This window comes from Pseudomonas sp. AC532, from assembly GCF_979258965.1.
This window is the reverse complement of record NZ_OZ409888.1, coordinates 3,843,789-3,860,941: the sequence shown is the minus strand read 5'-3', so window position 1 is coordinate 3,860,941 and position 17,153 is coordinate 3,843,789. Positions and strand designations below refer to the sequence as shown.

12 protein-coding genes and 1 pseudogene are annotated in these 17,153 nt (G+C 65.6%); 6 read left to right on the top strand and 7 right to left on the bottom strand.

Annotation, left to right across the window (positions count from 1 at the left end):
- Window positions 1-173: 173 nt before the first annotated feature.
- From gatC to ACZ0AV_RS17890, 6 genes and pseudogenes are all read left to right on the top strand, one after another.
- Entirely contained in the window at window positions 174-461 is a 288-nt protein-coding gene (gatC, locus tag ACZ0AV_RS17915; protein WP_499152279.1) for an Asp-tRNA(Asn)/Glu-tRNA(Gln) amidotransferase subunit GatC, read from the top strand.
- Between the two features lie 15 nt (window positions 462-476).
- Window positions 477-1,928: an Asp-tRNA(Asn)/Glu-tRNA(Gln) amidotransferase subunit GatA gene (gene gatA / locus ACZ0AV_RS17910; RefSeq protein ID WP_499152278.1), complete on the top strand. Its 1,452-nt coding sequence runs from the start codon at window positions 477-479 to the stop codon at window positions 1,926-1,928.
- Between the two features lie 11 nt (window positions 1,929-1,939).
- Window positions 1,940-3,388, top strand: a complete 1,449-nt coding sequence (gene gatB, locus ACZ0AV_RS17905; protein ID WP_499152277.1) for an Asp-tRNA(Asn)/Glu-tRNA(Gln) amidotransferase subunit GatB — start codon at window positions 1,940-1,942, stop codon at window positions 3,386-3,388.
- Window positions 3,389-3,458: 70 nt separating this feature from the next.
- Window positions 3,459-3,836 carry a septal ring lytic transglycosylase RlpA family protein gene (locus ACZ0AV_RS17900; protein ID WP_499152276.1) on the top strand — a complete coding sequence of 126 codons (378 nt, stop codon included), beginning with the start codon at window positions 3,459-3,461 and terminating at the stop codon, window positions 3,834-3,836.
- An 84-nt stretch (window positions 3,837-3,920) separates the two neighbouring features.
- On the top strand, window positions 3,921-5,015 hold the full coding sequence (locus ACZ0AV_RS17895; RefSeq protein WP_499152275.1) for a calcium/sodium antiporter: 1,095 nt from the start codon (window positions 3,921-3,923) through the stop codon (window positions 5,013-5,015).
- 20 nt (window positions 5,016-5,035) lie between these two features.
- Window positions 5,036-5,173, top strand: a pseudogene (locus tag ACZ0AV_RS17890) (RlpA-like double-psi beta-barrel domain-containing protein); the annotation flags it as partial.
- Window positions 5,174-5,450: 277 nt separating this feature from the next.
- Here the strand turns inward: ACZ0AV_RS17890 and ACZ0AV_RS17885 are convergent.
- The 7 genes from ACZ0AV_RS17885 to ACZ0AV_RS17855 all read right to left on the bottom strand — a co-directional run bounded on the left by ACZ0AV_RS17885 (window position 5,451) and on the right by ACZ0AV_RS17855 (window position 17,144).
- Entirely contained in the window at window positions 5,451-6,311 is an 861-nt protein-coding gene (locus ACZ0AV_RS17885) for a LysR family transcriptional regulator (protein ID WP_499152274.1), read from the bottom strand.
- An 89-nt stretch (window positions 6,312-6,400) separates the two neighbouring features.
- Window positions 6,401-7,534: an HPP family protein gene (locus tag ACZ0AV_RS17880; RefSeq protein WP_499152273.1), complete on the bottom strand. Its 1,134-nt coding sequence runs from the start codon at window positions 7,532-7,534 to the stop codon at window positions 6,401-6,403.
- A gap of 337 nt (window positions 7,535-7,871) precedes the next feature.
- A complete protein-coding gene (locus ACZ0AV_RS17875) occupies window positions 7,872-8,672 on the bottom strand; it encodes a YfaP family protein (RefSeq protein ID WP_499152272.1) in 801 nt (266 codons plus the stop codon).
- Window positions 8,673-8,676: 4 nt separating this feature from the next.
- Complete coding sequence (locus tag ACZ0AV_RS17870; protein WP_499152271.1) at window positions 8,677-10,344, bottom strand: DUF2300 domain-containing protein; 1,668 nt, start codon at window positions 10,342-10,344, stop codon at window positions 8,677-8,679.
- Window positions 10,328-14,857, bottom strand: coding sequence for an alpha-2-macroglobulin family protein (locus ACZ0AV_RS17865; protein WP_499152270.1), 4,530 nt, complete (start codon window positions 14,855-14,857; stop codon window positions 10,328-10,330). The genes ACZ0AV_RS17870 and ACZ0AV_RS17865 overlap by 17 nt, the downstream gene beginning before the upstream one ends.
- Entirely contained in the window at window positions 14,854-15,516 is a 663-nt protein-coding gene (locus tag ACZ0AV_RS17860; protein WP_499152269.1) for a DUF1175 domain-containing protein, read from the bottom strand. The genes ACZ0AV_RS17865 and ACZ0AV_RS17860 overlap by 4 nt, the downstream gene beginning before the upstream one ends.
- Window positions 15,501-17,144, bottom strand: coding sequence for a DUF2138 domain-containing protein (locus ACZ0AV_RS17855; RefSeq protein ID WP_499152268.1), 1,644 nt, complete (start codon window positions 17,142-17,144; stop codon window positions 15,501-15,503). Before ACZ0AV_RS17855 ends, ACZ0AV_RS17860 begins: the two co-directional genes overlap by 16 nt.
- Window positions 17,145-17,153 lie beyond the last annotated feature (9 nt).

The window sequence follows — 17,153 nt, the reverse complement described above, 5'->3', positions numbered from 1 at the left end:
ACATTGGTGGCGACTGCGGCAAATTTTGCCGGGCGCTGCGGGTACCTGCCCTGAGCCACACATCGCCGCCTTTGACCGCCGGCTAGACGCATCCGTTCCCTGCCCTCCGTGCACGGCACCTGCTCATATTTTCACTGGCGGCCCGACAGCGGCTGCCTTTACAGGAGAACCCGATGGCGCTTGAACGCTCCGAGGTGGAAAAGATCGCACACCTGGCCCGACTGGGCCTGAGTGAAGGCGAACTGCCCCACACCACCGCAACCCTGAACAGCATCCTCGGCCTGATCGACAGCATGCAGGCGGTCGATACCGACGGCATCGAGCCGTTGGCGCACCCGCTGGAAACCACCCAGCGCCTGCGCGCCGACGCCGTTACCGAAGCGAACCAGCGCGACGCCTACCAGGCCATCGCCCCGGCCGTGGAAAGCGGCCTGTATCTGGTTCCCAAAGTCATCGAGTAAGGAAAGCCTTCCGCCATGCATCACCTGACCCTGGCCGAGATCGCCCGCGCACTCGCCGACAAGCAATTCTCATCCGCCGAGCTGACCCAGAGCCTGCTGACGCGCATCGAGCAGCTCGACCCGCAGCTCAACAGCTTCATCACCGTGACCGCCGACCAGGCCCTCGAGCAGGCCAAGGCCGCCGATGCACGCCGCGCCGCAGGTGAAAGCAGCCCGCTGCTCGGCGCGCCGATCGCCCACAAGGACCTGTTCTGCACGCAGGGCGTGCTGACCAGTTGCGGCTCGAAGATCCTCACCGGTTTCAAGGCGCCCTACGATGCCACCGTGGTCGACAAGCTCAAGGCCGCTGGCACCGTGACCCTCGGCAAGCTGAACATGGACGAGTTCGCCATGGGCTCGGCCAACGAATCCAGCCACTATGGCCCGGTCAAGAACCCCTGGGACACCAGCCGCGTACCTGGCGGCTCGTCGGGCGGTTCGGCTGCTGCCGTGGCCGCGCGCCTGCTGCCAGCCGCTACCGGCACCGACACCGGCGGCTCGATCCGCCAGCCGGCGGCGCTGACCAACCTCACCGGCATCAAGCCGACCTACGGGCGCGTGTCGCGCTGGGGCATGATCGCCTATGCCTCCAGCCTCGACCAAGGCGGCCCGCTGGCCCGCACCGCTGAAGACTGCGCACTGCTGCTGCACGCCATGGCCGGTTTCGACGCCAAGGACAGCACCAGTGTCGATCAGCCGGTCGACGACTACCTGGCCGCCCTCGCCCAGCCGCTGGCAGGCCTGCGCATCGGCCTGCCGCAGGAATACTTCGGCGCCGGCCTCGATGCACGCATCGGCGAGAAGGTCATGGCCGTGGTCGAAGAGCTGAAAAAGCTCGGTGCCACGGTCAAGGACATCAGCCTGCCGAACATGCAACACGCCATCCCGGCCTACTACGTGATCGCCCCGGCGGAAGCCAGCTCCAACCTGTCGCGCTTCGACGGCGTGCGTTTCGGCTATCGCTGCGAGAACCCGAAGGATCTGCAGGACCTGTACAAGCGCTCCCGTGAGGAAGGCTTCGGCGCCGAGGTGAAGCGCCGCATCATGGTCGGCACCTACGCGCTATCGGCCGGTTACTACGACGCCTACTACCTCAAGGCGCAGAAGATTCGCCGCCTGATCAAGAACGACTTCGTCGCGGCCTTCAAGGACGTGGACGTGATCCTCGGCCCGACCACGCCGAACCTGGCCTGGAAACTCGGCGAGAAGAACGCCGATCCGGTATCCGCCTACCTGGAAGACATCTACACCATCACCGCCAACCTGGCCGGTATTCCGGGCCTGTCGATGCCAGCCGGTTTCGTCGACGGCCTGCCGGTGGGCGTGCAGTTGCTCGGCAACTACTTCCAGGAAGGTCGTCTGCTCAATGTCGCGCACCAGTACCAGCAGGTCAGCGACTGGCATAAACAAGCACCGAGCGGCTTCTGAGGAATACTTTTATGCAATGGGAAACCGTCATCGGGCTCGAGATTCACGCTCAGCTCAGCACCCAATCGAAGATTTTCTCGGCCAGCGCCACCACCTTTGGCGCCGAGCCCAACACCCAGGCCAGCCTGGTCGACCTCGGCATGCCCGGCACCCTGCCGGTGCTCAATGCCGAAGCCGTACGCATGGCCTGCCAGTTCGGCCTGGCCATCGACGCCGAGATCGCCGGGCGTAACGTCTTCGCGCGCAAGAACTACTTCTACCCGGATCTGCCGAAGGGCTACCAGACCAGCCAGATGGATCACCCCATCGTCGGCAAGGGCTTCCTCGACATCACCCTGGAAGACGGCACCGTCAAGCGTATCGGCATCACCCGTGCGCACCTCGAAGAAGACGCCGGCAAGAGCCTGCACGAAGACTTCCAGGGCATGAGCGGCATCGACCTGAACCGCGCCGGCACGCCGCTGCTGGAAATCGTTTCCGAACCGGACATCCGTTCGGCCAAGGAAGCGGTGGCCTATGTCAAAGCCATCCACGCGCTGGTGCGTTACCTGGGCATCTGCGACGGCAACATGGCCGAAGGCTCGCTGCGCTGCGACTGCAACGTGTCGGTACGCCCCAGGGGCCAGGCCGAGTACGGCACCCGCGCCGAGATCAAGAACGTCAACTCGTTCCGCTTCATCGAAAAAGCCATCAACCATGAAGTGCAGCGCCAGATCGAGCTGATCGAAGACGGCGGCAAGGTGGTGCAGGAAACCCGCCTGTACGATCCCAACAAGGATCAGACCCGCTCCATGCGCAGCAAGGAAGAAGCCAACGACTACCGTTACTTCCCCTGCCCGGACCTGCTGCCGGTGGTGATCGAGCAAAGCTTCCTCGATGACCTGCGCAGCCAGCTGCCCGAGCTGCCGCCGCAGAAGCGCGAGCGTTTCGAAAGCCAGTACGCGCTGTCGACCTACGATGCCAGCGTGCTCAGCGCCAGCCGCGAGCTGGCCGACTACTTCGAAGTGGTCGCGAAAACCTGTGGCGACGCCAAGCTGGCCGCCAACTGGGTGATGGGCGAGCTGTCCAGCCTGCTCAACAAGGACAACCTGGAGATCGACCAGTCGCCCGTGTCCGCCGAGCAATTGGGCGGCATGATCCTGCGCATCAAGGACAACACCATCAGCGGCAAGATCGCCAAGATGGTCTTCGAGGCCCTGGCTGCCGGTGAAGGCGCAACGGCCGATGAGGTGATCGACAAGAAGGGCCTCAAGCAGGTCACCGATTCCGGCGCCATCGAAGCGATGCTCGACGAGGTGCTGGCCGCCAATGCCGAGCAGGTCGAACAGTATCGCGCCAGCGACGAAGCCAAGCGCGGCAAGATGTTCGGTTTCTTCGTCGGTCAGGCCATGAAAGCCTCCAAAGGCAAGGCCAACCCGGGGCAAGTGAACGAACTGCTGAAGAAAAAGCTCGAAGGCTGAGCGATTTGAAAACGCCGGGACTCCCCGGCGTTTTTGTGTCTGACGCGAGCATATGAATGGGAGAGAAGTGATGCGTCGATTATCGGCTCTGCTGATGCTGTCCGGATTGCTCGCAGGTTGTAGCGGCCTGCCCTTTGGCGGCGGCACACCCGGCGATTACCGGGCCGAGGGCAAGGCGTCCTACTACGGCAAGGCGCACCACGGCAACAAGACCGCCAGTGGCGAGCGCTTCGACCAGAACGCGCTGACCGCCGCCCACCGCACCCTGCCTTTCGGCACAAGGGTCAAGGTCACCAACCTGAATAATGACCGCAGCGTGGTGGTGCGCATCAACGACCGTGGGCCTTTCGCACGCGGGCGGATCATCGATGTGTCGCGCAAGGCGGCTGAATCCCTGAACATGATCCGCTCTGGCGTGGTGCCGGTGCGCGTCGAGGCGCTGGACTGAAACGGCCTCACTCACAATAGCGCCCCCACTGGCGCGGCGATACGCCATCGCGACACTAGCCGCACTTTTCGGAGTTTTTCTGCAATGACAACGATGACTTACGTCTACCTGATCGCCGGCCTGGTGTTGCTGGTCGGCGGCGCCGAAGTGCTGGTGCGCGGTGCCGCCAAGCTGGCGGCACAGTTCGGCATCCCTCCGCTGGTGATCGGTCTGACCGTGGTGGCCTTCGGCACCAGCGCACCGGAAACTGCGGTCAGCGTGCAGTCAGCGTGGAACGGCAGTGGTGACCTGGCCATCGGTAACGTGATCGGCAGCAATATCGCTAACGTCCTGCTGATTCTCGGCCTGACCGCCCTGGTGACGCCGCTGATCGTCTCGCGCCAGCTTATCCGCCTCGACGTGCCGATCATGATCGGCGCCAGCCTGGTGGTCTACGCCCTGGCCTGGGATGGCGCGCTGAGCCGCCTCGACGGCGCTCTGCTGTTCGTCGCCGTACTGATCTACACCGGCTTTCTGATCTACAGCGCGCGCAAGGACAGTGGCGGCGAAGACGACGAGTTCGCCAAGGAATTCGGCCTCGAGGAAAAACCCAAACCCCATGCCTGGATCATCAATCTCGGGCTGATCATCGCCGGTCTGGCGCTGCTGGTGCTGGGCTCGAACTTCCTGGTGGAGGGCGCCGTGACCCTGGCGCGCGCGCTTGGCCTGTCGGAGCTGGTGATCGGCCTGACGGTGATCGCCATCGGTACCTCGCTGCCGGAACTGGCCACCTCGATCATCGCGGCGTTCAAGGGCGAGCGCGATATCGCCGTGGGCAACATCGTCGGCAGCAACATCTTCAACCTGCTGATGGTGCTGGGCTTGGCCTCGCTGGTGGCACCGGCGACCATCTCGGTCTCGCCCAACGCCCTGGCCTTCGACTTCCCGGTGATGATCGCCGTGGCCGTGGCCTGCCTGCCGATCTTCTTCACCGGCTTTCGCATCAACCGCTGGGAAGGCGCCCTGTTTCTCGCCTACTACATGGCCTATACCGGCTATCTGGTGCTGTTTGCCACCGGCCGGCCGTTCGCCCAGACGTTCGGCGACGCCATGCTCGGTTACGTGCTGCCACTGACCGTCATCACCCTGGTCATCATCGCCGGGCGCTCCTGGCGCAATCATCGCAAGGAGGGCATCTGAACATGAGCGATAACCACGAGCGCGGCGTGCAGGTCCGCATCAACGACCGCGGCCCCTTCACCCGCGGGCGGATCATCGATGTGTCGCGCAAGGCGGCTGAATCCCTGAACATGATCCGCTCGGGCGTGGTCCCGGTGAGAGTGGAAAGCCTGAAGTAGTACGGAGCGGTCCTTTAGGCGACATTAAAGAGGCTGCTACAAGGCAGTAGCAGCCGTAGGGTGGATGACGCTCTTTTCATCCACCATTGCGATCGCAGAGCGGTGGACGGGTCGGGCCGCGTAGGTGAGGCGTCGTCCACCCTACGACTGTGGGAGCGGGCCATGCCCGCGAAAAATCACGGGCATGGCCCGTTCCCACAATGAATCACCGAACGTCTGCTCTCGCCACTTTGCAGGCAAAGCGCTGAATTCGAGCCGAAAGACCGTGAATAGCCGCTCAGACCGCCGGGTCCCAGCGCTGCGACCAGTCCGGTCCCTGGGCGACGATCTCGCGCAGCAGCGTGAAGCTTTGCTGCAGGGCCGCCGAATCGCGCTCGCGGGAATAGACGAGGTAGGTCGGATAGCTGAATTCCGGCGCCCTGCTCACGCGCTTGAGTACCTGTTTGTCCAGGTAGCTTTGCACCACCCGGGTCCGAAAATAGCCCGAGCCGCCGTGCTCCAGAATGTACTGCAGCGCCAGCGGCCCCAGGTTGAAGGACACCGGCGCGCGGGCCTTGTCCGGCAACGCGCGGTCGTGCTGGGCGCGGAAGCTGTTGCCCCAGTCGATGTACACATAGGGCTCGGGGTTGGCGGCCTCCACCAGAATCAGCTTTTCTTCCAGTATCTGCTCGACCTGCAGGCCGGCCCAGTAAGTGGGCTGGTAGACCAGCGCGGCATCCAGCACGCCAAGCTCAAGCTGGCGCAGCAAGCCCGCGCCGTCGCCAATCTGCGCACGCACCGCATAACCGTCGATGGCCTCGCGGATCGCGCTGACCCAGCGCAGCATCAGCGGGTTGCACAGGCTCACCTCGCCGCCGACATGCAGCACGTTGTGGTAGCCGTCCGGCAGCGGCAGGTCGCGCTGGGCGGCCTCCCAGGTCTGCTGGATCTGGTTGGCATAGGTGACGAAGGCCTCACCATCGGCAGTCAGTCGCGCGCCGGCGCGGTTGCGCACGAACAGCGTGCTGCCCAGGTGGCTTTCGAGCTTCTGGATGCGCGCGGTGATTGCCGTCTGGGTGACATGCATGCGCTCGGCGGCGGCAATGAAACTGCCGCTGCGGACGATTTCCAGAAAGGTGCGGGTAAGGTCGATATCCATCTTCGCTGAGCCAGTGCGCAGGGCACTGGCGACTCCTCATGCCTGATCCGGCGAACAGTGTACGGATGCGCGGCGGATGATTCGATGCCTCAGTCGAGGTGCCTGAGCAGATCACGGTGCAGCGCGGCGACCAGGTCGGTCTGGGTGATCACCCCGACCAGCGCGCCCTTGTCCAGCACCGGCAGGCAATGCAGGCCGTCGTCGGAGAGCAGCGCGATCAGGTCGACCACATGGGCATCGACGTCCACCGTCTGTACCGGCGAGGTCATCAGCTCGCCCAGCACCTGCTGCTTTTGCAGGCCGAGTATCGCCCGCAGGTTGAAGGTGTTGCCACGCACGGCGCCGACCAGATCCACCAGGCTGACGATGCCGACCAGTTGCCGGTGGCGGTCGAGAATCGGCAGCGCCTTGAGCTGATGGTGAGTGAGCAGGTACAGCCCCTCGGCAACGCGAGTATCGGGCGCGGCGTGAATCAGGTCACGGGACATCACCTGCCCGGCACGGATGTCCCCCATGCTGCGGCGCAACGCGTGCTTCTCGGTGCTGCGCACGATCAGCTCGAGGTCCTCGCGGGTGACGTCGACGAACGATCCCAGCTCATCCAGGGCGTGATCGAGGTCATCGGCATTGATACCGGCGCGCTCGCTGGGTAGCGGGTCGCCCGTGCGATGCAGGGTGGCCGCGGCCGGATGTGGGCGCGGATAGGGCACGCGGGTCAGGTTGTTGTAGAACAGCGCACAGGCCAGCAGCCCGACGCCGGCGGTCATCACTGCCAGGGCCGGCTGCCAGAACGGCGCGCCAGGCCCGGGGGTGGCGAACACCATGCAGAAGGCGATCGCGCCCGCCGGCGGATGCAGGCAGCGCAGCGGGCACATCAACAGCAGGCTGAGGCCCAGGGCCAGGGCGGCGCCCAGCAGGCTGTGGTCAATGAAATGGGTGACCGCCAACGCGACCCCACAAGCGCACAGGTAGCTGCCGAGAACCGCCCAGGGCTGCGCCAGCGCACCGGACGAAACGGCGAACAGCAGCACTGCGGACGCCGCCAGTGGCCCGGAAAAATGCACCGCCATCTGCAGACCGAACAACTGGCTGCACACCCAGGTGCTGAACAGGAAGCCGATGGCGGCACCAAGCGCGGCGCGGCTCCATTCACGGGGGCGGGTATGCAGGGAATCGGGGAGAAAGGCAGACAGCCAGGCAGAAAGATACGCGGGGGATTTCATCGATACCGTCGAAAAAAACCGAGCCTTTCAACCGAAAGGCCCGCTGGTTACCGCCATTGGCGGGGCAGGAGTATCCATCCCTGGATGATGTAACCGTCTGTTTGCAACCTTGCCTGGCTCAGCAGAGAAACTGATTCAGGCAATGGAAAGCAGTCTGCCGCAGCCGAAGAGATTCATCCAACGAATAATAATGAATGATACGTAAGCTTTTATTGATATTAAACCATAGAGAGGATGAAGCGATGCCTTGTAGCCCGGGTTGAGCGCAGCGATACCCGGGAGAGGGCGCCCTGGGTATCGCTGTGCTCAACCCAGGCTACGTTTGGATAGCAGCCGCTTACGGGTAGCTGAAGCTTTTCACCAGCGTCAGCTCGCCCGGCGTACGCATCGGCACGAGGAAGCTCTGTTGCTTTTCGTTGACCGAGCCTTCTTCGCTGATCACGGTGATCTGTCCGGTGGTGAGAATCTGCCCGGCGCTGCTCTCGCCGTCTTCGCCGGAACTGTAGCCGCCGCCGTAGTAGTTCACGTAGACCAGGTACTGGCCCTTGAGCGGGGTCGGTGAGGCGATCATTTCCGGACCGTAGCCGGTGGTCACGTCGACATCCAGGGCCGCGCCGTTGGCCAGCGAGCGATTGCCGTACCAGACATGCTCGCCGTCCGGGGTTACCAAGTGCAGGTCCAGGTCGGTGTTGTCGCTGTCCCACGACAGCACCACCCGCAGGCGCGCCGGGGTTTCGCCACTGCCGTTGTTGTAGAACTGCACGCGGCGGCGCTGGCTGCCATCCGGGCTGCGCACCTCGACGTTGTTGCTGCCGGCCGGGAACACGAACGGGCGGTCGAAGCCACCGTCTTCGCCGATCTTCAGCGGCATGCTGGCGCCATTGACCACCAGGCGGCCCGGCGCCTGGCTTTCGTCCTTGCCCAGCGTGCTGATCGCGCCCTTGATGCGCGCGGTGTCAGCCTGGTTGGCGGCGCTGTTGACGGACGAGGCAGGGTAATTGACCTCTTGCATGAACTGCGCACCATCGCCACCTCCTACGCGCCAGCCGCTGCGTGGCGTGTCGAGCTGCACCTCGGCCAGCGCGCAGAGCGGTAGCAACGTCAGGCAAAGGGCGAAACGGGGGTTGATCAGAGCCATGGTGTCATTCCAGTAACAGAGAGCGGGCGAGGCCTTCGACATAGGCTTCGTCCTGTCCATTGGGGTGGGCGACGAACGCCAGGTGCAGGTATTCGTGAGTCAGGTCGAGGCGGTCCTGCAGGGAGAAGAAGCCGCGCACGAAAATGCGCTGGCGCTCTCGGTCCACGTAGGGCCGGCCGGCCGCCAGCTGGCAAACGGTGAATTGCGTGATCTCCTCATAGCCCGGTTCGCGGTCCAGGCGCGGTCGCCAGTCGCGGCGTTGCTTGCGCAGCCACTGCTCGGCGGCGGCGAGCGGCTGGCAGGCGGCCACGGGGTTGTCCCAACGGCTCAGGGTCGCACGCGGGAAGGCACGGGCGAGGATGGCGTCGTAACGCAGGCCGCTGCCCGCCTGCTCGACTGCCTGGGTCCAGGCCAGGCGATCGGGGCCGGGCTGGGTAGTGTGATAGGTCACGGGGGTGCCGGCCAGCACCAGGTCGGCCGTCCACGCCGCGATATCCCGCGCGCCCTGGCTGGCCGGGCGCGGCGCCACCCGCTGGCTGGCGCTGCTGTCGTCGATACGCAGGCACTCGCCACGGCGTCCGGCGCTCTGCAGCAGGTAGGTACGCGCCGCGATGGCCAGGGCCTTGGCCGCTTCGGCAGGCTGCGCCGCGGCTTCACGGTCCAGCACGCGAGCCACGTAGTCTTCGCGGTTCAGGTGGGCGGTGAGCTGCAGGCCCTCCCCCGTACGCTCGAGAAACAGCTCGCCGTGGCTTTCGATGGGCAGGCGATTGCCGTTGACGAACTCGACCTCGTAACGACCAGCAAGCGCGCCAGGCTCCACTGCTGCGTTACTGCCCTCAAGCTTGAGCTGGCGCAACGGATAGCGGGCGAACAGACGCACCTCGACGCAACTGCCGGCTTCGCGCGGCCAGGGTGTTGGCAGCTCTTGGCCGAGCGACTCGGCATAGCGCTTGAACACCATCACGCTGGTGCCCGAGCCGCCGGCCCAGACCGGCGTGCCGTCGGCCAACCAGCCGGCGAAACCACCCTGGCGCGCCTGGGCATCACCATCGGCCAGCCAGCTCCAGGTCTTCACGCGCAAGCGACTACCGAGGACGCTGACGGCAGAGCCGTCGACACTGTTCAGCACCACGTCCAGCAAAACCTGGCGCGCATCCGCCTGGGCCGGCAATTGCGCGAGCTGCGTGAGCAACTGCTGAACCGAGACGCGGGTATCTGGCGCCAGGCGTTGCCGCTCGCTGATCCAGGCCGGCGCCCGGCGCGCCTGCCAATAACGCGACCAGTCGCCCTCGGCCAGCTGCAGATTACGTTGCTCGAAGTACAGGCCACAGGATTTGACCAGCGCCTGCTCCCGGTCGATACGCTCGCCCGGGTTGCAGCAATACACCTCTTCCTTGTTGCCGCCACGGCACTGGTAGCCGTTGTCCGGCTGCCCGGTGTCGACCAGATAAGCGTAAACGAACAGTTTCCACAGGCTGCCCAGCGGCGCCTGCAGGGTGTCGGGCAAGGGTTCGCGGCTGATCAATCGCTGCCCGTCCAGGCGCAGCAGTTCGCTGCCGCCAGCCGGTTGCCAGGCCAGCGACAGCGGCGCCTCGCCCGCCGTCGCAGAACCGCCGAGGGCGGCCAGCAGGGCTAGCGAAGCGAGCAGGCCGCGCTTACTCAACGGTGACATTCTGCAGGGCCGGCTCGGCTTCCAGTGCCTGCTGCCCCGGGGCGTACAGGCGCACGTAGCGGGCCGGCGGCAGCACGAACTGGCCTTTCTGCGAGAAGCGCACCAGGTGGCGCAGCACCAGCTCGCCCTGCAGGCTGTCGACCGGCACGGCATAGCTCAGCTCACCCGGCTCGTTGCGGGCCTTTTCCAGCGCCGAGGCTTCATCGCCGCCCAGGCCGCTGACCTGGATGCCCCAGGTGGTGCGCTCCACATCAGCACCGGGTGGCAGCGGCACTTCGAGCATGCCGTAACGCAGGGTCTGCTCGGATTCGCCGGTCAGGGTCACTTCATCCAGGTACAGATCGGCGCTGGATATTTCGTCCTTGCCGACTTCCTCGGCGCGGAACTCGAAGGCCTTGTCACCCGGCACCAGGCGCAGCAGGCGGCGCTTGAGGGTCACCGGCACAGTGCTCGGCGCCGCCTGGGCGCTCTGGTAATCGACGCGCACGTCGCTCGGCTGATCGAGGTCGCCGGCCAGCACCAGAGCCTGCGGCGGCTGGGCGCCGGTCCACTGCCAGTAGGTTTCGCCACTGAGGCCCTGCACGGCCTGCCAGTCACCTTCCAGGGCCAGCGGCGGTTGCGTTTCACGCAGGTCCAGCGAGGGCTGCAGCCAGGTCAGCGCCAGGGCGCGTTCCAGGCCGGCCTGGGCAGGCGCCATCACCGCCAGCAGGCGCTGGGCTTTCTGGCGATCAGGGCCATCGAGGTACAGCGCGACCGCATCGACGAAAGGTGACTCGCTCATCGCCAGGCGGCCACGGGCGGCCTCCAGCCGTGCACGCAGTTCCTCTGCCACCGGCACGCCGGCCTGCTGCGCCAGGCGCACGCCCAGCTCACGGGCGATCGCCAGGCCCAGGGCCGAATCCGGCGCCGCCATCACCAGGCTGTCGCCCTCGCCAAGCACCACTTCATCGCCTTCGCCTGCCGCCGCCAGGTCATATACCAGGCCTTCGAGCAGGGTTTTCACCGGCAGCCCCATGTCGCGGGCAAAGGCCAGGATCAGCGCACGCTGCAGCAGCGGCGTGTCCTGGGCGCGCTTGGCATACAGCTCCAGCACGCGCTGCCAGTGCTCGGCCGGCAACTGAATGGCCAGGGCGCGGCTGGCGTGCCAGTCGGCGAAATAGGCGTAGGTGGTCAGGAAAGCGTCGCCATCGGCATCACCGCCCCACCAAGTAAAGGTCGCCTCCGGCCCGGCCATCTGTACCAGGCGCAAACGGCTGTTCTGCATGATCAAGCGCAGGCGATCCTTGATGCGCGGCTCGCCAGCGGCCAGTGCCGGGTAGGCCAGGCTCAGCGGCAACAGGCGGCTGGCGGTCTGCTCGACGCCGCCATAGGGGTAGGCGAGCAGGTCATCCAGGGCGGCGCCGAACAGGCTGGCGCCACTGGTGTCCAGGCGCACGCGCACCTGGCTGGCGTCGGTCGGCAGCTGCAGCGGGGTGCTGCCCGGAAATGCCGAGACGTGCGTGCTGTGCACCTGCTGCCAGCCCGCTGCCACCGTGCTCAACTTGACGGCCAGCGCGTCAGCCACCTTGTCGGCCTGACGCAACTCGACACTGAAATCACCAGCGGCGATCACCGCCTCTTCGACGGGCAGGTAGTTGATGCCCTTGGCCAGCACCACTTCACGGCGCTGTTGCTGCTCGCCATGACGGATCAGCAGTTCGGCCTTGGTACCCTCCTCCCCCTGGTTGAAGGCGAACAGCCCAAGTGCCGGCTTGTCGCCGACACGGAAGCGACTCGGGCCGCTCCATTTCAGGTACAGCGGTTTTTCCGAACGCACGAACTGGCGCTTCTGGCCGACCTGGCCATCGGCGCTCACCGCGCGGGCAGTGATGCGCCAGCGAGTCAGCGAGTCCGGCATGCGGAAGCTGAAGCTGGCCTTGCCGTGCGCATCGGTCACCAGATCCGGTTGCCAGGACGCCGTGTCGACTTCCTCGCGGCGTGGCCGCTCCAGCACTTTAACGCCGCGCTCGCTGCGGTTGGCCCGGCCCGGCGCACTCGGCGTACCGGGCAGCGCGAGGTCGTAGCTGATGAACGACAGGCTGGCGCTGGTGCGCACGTTGTTGCGCCGTGGGTGATAGAAGAACTGGTCGATCCCCGGGGCGATTTCCGGCTGCAGGGCGTAGATCATTTCGTCCACCACGCTGACCGTCAGGCGCGTCGGCACCGGCTTGCCCTCGAACAGGGTGCTCAGCTCGACGGTGACAACCTCGCCCGGCTGCACCACGTCCTGGTCGGCCTTGATGGCGATGTCGATCTGCGGCGTGGCGACCTTGATGCCGGCGTTCTGGAAGCTGTAGTCACCGCCACGGGTGTACAGCGCCGAGAAGGTGATGTTCGGCGAGAAATCGTTGCCGACCGGAATCCGCGCGCGGTACTGGGTATCGGACAGGCGCTCGAGCTTGAGCCAGTCGCCGCCCTTGGAGAGCAGCGCAGTGGCCTCGACCTTGTCGCGTTCCAGGGTCAGCAGCGCATCGCTGACGGGTTCCGGGAAGGTGATCAGCGCCAGGGCTTCTTCGCCGGCCTGGTATTCGGCCTTGTCGAGGACGATCTCGATGGTGCCGGCTACCGACTTGACGCCCTCGCCACTGACCGAATGGCCGGTGGCGCCGAGGATCAGACCGCTGCTGTCCTTGAGGGTGATGCTGTAGGTGCCGGGGCGCTCGAAGTTCAGCTCGAAGCCCTTGGCATCCGCCGCCAGCTCGCCGTTGCCGGTGCTCTGGTCTTCCAGGCGCACCCACTCGTAACGGGCTGGTTTGCGCTCACTGGTGCCTTCGCTCTGAAACGCGAAGCTCACTGCCTGGCCAGCCGAGCTGAAACGCTGCGGCGCGCTCAGGCGATAGCGGGCGGCGCCACGCTCGATGAGGATTTCCTTGCTGGTCTTGACCCGATAGGCAGCGCCATCGCTGGCGAATACGCTGAGCAGGTAACGGCTCGGCTTGTCGGCTGCCGGCAAGTCGACCAGCGCACGGCCCTGGCTGTCGGTGCTCACTTCGCTGCTGGCCAGCTCGACCGGGAACTGACCGAGGTACTGCAGCTCGTTGTCGACCATCGACAGTTGCTGGGCACGCAGGCTCAGTTGCACCTTGGCATCGACCACCGGCTTGCCGTCCGGGTAGAGCAGCACCAGCGCGCCCTTGACCGGCTCGCCAGTGCGCAATTCCGGTTTATCCAGGTCCAGCGACACCTCGAAGTGCGGTTTGATGTACTCGGCGACGCGGAAGGCGCTGCTGTACAACTGGTCGCGGTAGGCGAAACGCAGCTCGTAGCCGCCGGCCACGGCGTTGTCCGGCAGTTGGAAGCGGCCCTGGCCGCCACGGGCGCTGTCGAAATCCAGCTTTTCGGTCTGCAGCACGGTGCCGTTGGCATCCAGCACGCTGAGGCTGATGGGCGCGGTGCCGGCCGCCACCGAGTCGCGGGCGTTCTTGAATTCGCGACCGACGATCTTCACTTCCACCCAATCACCGGGGCGATACAGCGGGCGGTCGGTGAAGGCGTACAGCTTGGTGTCGTAGATTTCACTGTCGTAGTAGAAGTTTTCCGAGACGAACACGCCGCCCTGGGCATCCTCGCCGATCACGTAGGAGCGCTCCGGGCTGGCGTGGCCCAGGCGCAGCAGGCCTTGTGCGTCGGTGGTACCACTGGTCATCACGCCCAGGCCATCGCTCCACAGCAGCTTGGCATCAGCCACTGGCGTGCCCTGATGCTTGTCGGCCGTCCACACCAGCAGTTCGCCACCGGCAATCTTGCTCACCGCCACGGTGTTGGAGACGAACACCACGGTGGTGGCGCGGTACTTGCCGATGATCGCCTCGGCCAGGTACAGGCCGGGCTCCAGTTTGCCCAGTGGCACGTAGACGTTGCCCGAGGCGACGCTGACGAAGTTGCTCGACGACCCAGACAGGTCAACGCCCTGGGGCGGCTCGATGGGCTTGGCTTCCCACAGCGGGTAACGGAACTCGGCCACCAGCGGCAGGCCCTTCATCGGCGCGAACTGCACCTGCGGGGTGTATTCGGTGGGCGCGTCGATGGCGCTGCCCATCTTCAGCTCCGGCGCCTCTTCGGTGACCTGCTTGCGCGACTCGTAGGAGAACGCTCGCTGCATCACCCGACGGGATTTGCGGTACCAGTTGTCCCACAGATACGACAGGGTGTTGGACAACCCCTCGCCCTTGAACTGGCCCTCCGCGACCACGCGGTGCAGGTTCTTCTGGCGCTTGAGGAATTCCAGCGGCTGCTCGATGCGGTACAGGCGCATATCCACGCCGCCGTAGCCTTCCATGCGATAACGGCGGTAATCACGGCCTGGCGCCTCGAGGCGCACCGTGGCCACTTCATCGGCGGCGAAGCTCGAGTCGGCAAGCAGGAAGAACGACTCGCCGGCCAGCGGCGTGTAGCCGCTCGCCGGCACGTCATCCTCGGCCTGGGCAGCCAGGGGCAACAGGGCCAGCAGCGCGACAGCCAGCAAGCGATTCATCGCGCGAGGAAATTCAGTCGATAGATGCCGATAAAGTTGGGGTTGGCGTCGTCGGGTATCCATCGGGTGTCCTTCCATGTCATGAGTTGTTGCAGGCTGACGGCACGCATGCCGTTGTCCGTGGGAGTGGTGGTGCCGGTGTGGTAAACGATGTCGCGGCCCATCCAGATCATCAGGTGCTGGTCATCGCCCTGGTCGAAGAACATCAGGTCGCCGGGGCGGGCCTGGTTCAGGTCGCGGCCGACCAACTGGCTGTTGAACTGGATCATCTTGATCGCATTGACGTACGGGCCCTGCTGGCCACCGCCCTGCTGCCAGTTCTGTGCCAGGCGGCGCTGGGCGTCATCCAGCTCCAGTTCGGGCGGCAGGTAGCGATTGGACAGGCCGTTGGCATGCAGCCACTTGGCGTCATGCACCTTGAGCGCTTCGTTGGCCGCGAAGCGCACCAGGCCGACACAGTCCTGCTGGTGCCAACGCGGGCTCGGCCCCTGGCGCAGCTGCTCCTGGGCGATACGCACGAACCAGGCGCGAAAGATCTGCGACTGCTCGGGGTTCAGCCCGGGCGCAGGTTCGGCACGCGCGGCCAGGCCGAACGCGAGCAGCGCCACGCCCAGCAGAGCGCGCCAGCCGGCCAGGGGAGCGATTACAGTGCGCGCCATTGCAGGGGTATCCACGTCCAGTCGTCATCGGCTTCAGCGCCTGTCGGCAGCGTCAACGCAAACGGGCCGTAACCGCCCAGGGCGCGCAGCTTGGGCAGTAGATGGGTGTCGGCGGCGTTGCGAAACACCGGCTCGTAGTTGGCCGGCAGGCTGTCCAGGGTTTCCTGTTCGAGCAGGCGCGCTAGCCCCTCGGGTGCCAGGTAGCCGGGCACCAGGCCATCAGCGGGCAACACTTCGGCCAGCGGTGGGTAGCGCTTGTCGAGGGTGTCCAGCGCCCTGATCACCAGCGTGTCATCCAGTGAGAACAACAGCGTCTGACCCTGGCGCGCCAGGCTGACGTTGAAGAATGCGCGAGAAGCCAGGGCGTCAGGGGTGTTGCTGTCTTCGGCCGGGTACTGACCGAAGTTGGAGCCCACCTGGCGGTGCCAGATATGGCCATCGGCGATGCTCTGGCTTTGCACCGGGAAGCGGCCGTTTTCGGCATTGGGTTCGAAGGCGCCGACCATCCCGTCGAACAACCCACCGATGGCCTGGTCCAGCTCCGGCGTCGCGGCTTCGTCGAGCTGCGCGACCAGCAGCGGCGAATGCAGCCGCGAGTCGGCGTACCAGCACAGGCCTGCGGTGCTGCCCAGGCGCTTGTGCAGGTCTTCGCTGGCTTGCTTGCTCGCGCCGACCCGTGCCAGCAGTTTCTCGGCACTACCCGGCGCCACGGGTACTGCCACGCAGGCGCTGGCGCCCATCGGCATGGCTTTCCAGATCGGGGTGAAATCCATGGCCGGTTGATCGTCCACTTCGTTCAGGGCCAGAAAACTGCTCCAGTCGCCCGCGTCCTTTTCGAAGCGCAGGCCTGCAAACGCCGGGAAAAACCGCTGGTAACCGAACGCCACGTATTCGCCACTCAAGGAAATGCGCTGCTGCTCGGTCTCCCGGGCCTTGAGACCGAAGCGCTTGGCGAACGGATTGTCGCCATCGAGCAGGGCCTCGACCGACTCGGTCGCGGCACGGCCAAGCTTGTCGTCCTCGCCGAACAGCATGCCCGGCGACGACAGCACCAGCAGCTTGTCACCATGGCTGGCCAGCAGCAGGGCGCGATCGCCCAGGTAGTTGAGGCGATACAACGGCACGCTGCTGCCATCGACACGCAACTCGCCGGCCTTGCTGAGCTGGGTGTCGTCCAGGGCGACATGGGCCAGCGGCTCCAACACCTTGGCCAGGCCACCACGCTGCATGACCATCACGAAGTGCTTGAGCTTGCCGTCGGCGCCCTTCCACAGCGCCACGTCTGCGGGCTGGTCGAGCAGTTCGTCGAGCAGGTTGTCACGCAGTTTCAGGTCGCGCTCATAGATGATCCGCCGCAGGCTGCCGACCAACCCGAGGCGGTCGGCGTTGTGCTCGTAATAGAACACGAAGTCTTCGGTGAGGGTGTCGCGCAGCAGCGGCACCGCCAGCAGGTCCCTGGGCAGATGGCTGAGCGAGGCGCTCTCGATCAGCGCATCGGGGCGTTGCAGATCCAGGCCCAGGGTGCTGCGCTCCCCCAGTTCGCGCGAGTCCTGGCCACAGGCGGCGAGCAGGCCAGCCGCCAGCAGGAGAGCGACGTGGCGCAGGTGGGCATTGGTATTCCGGTTCATCCGAGCCTC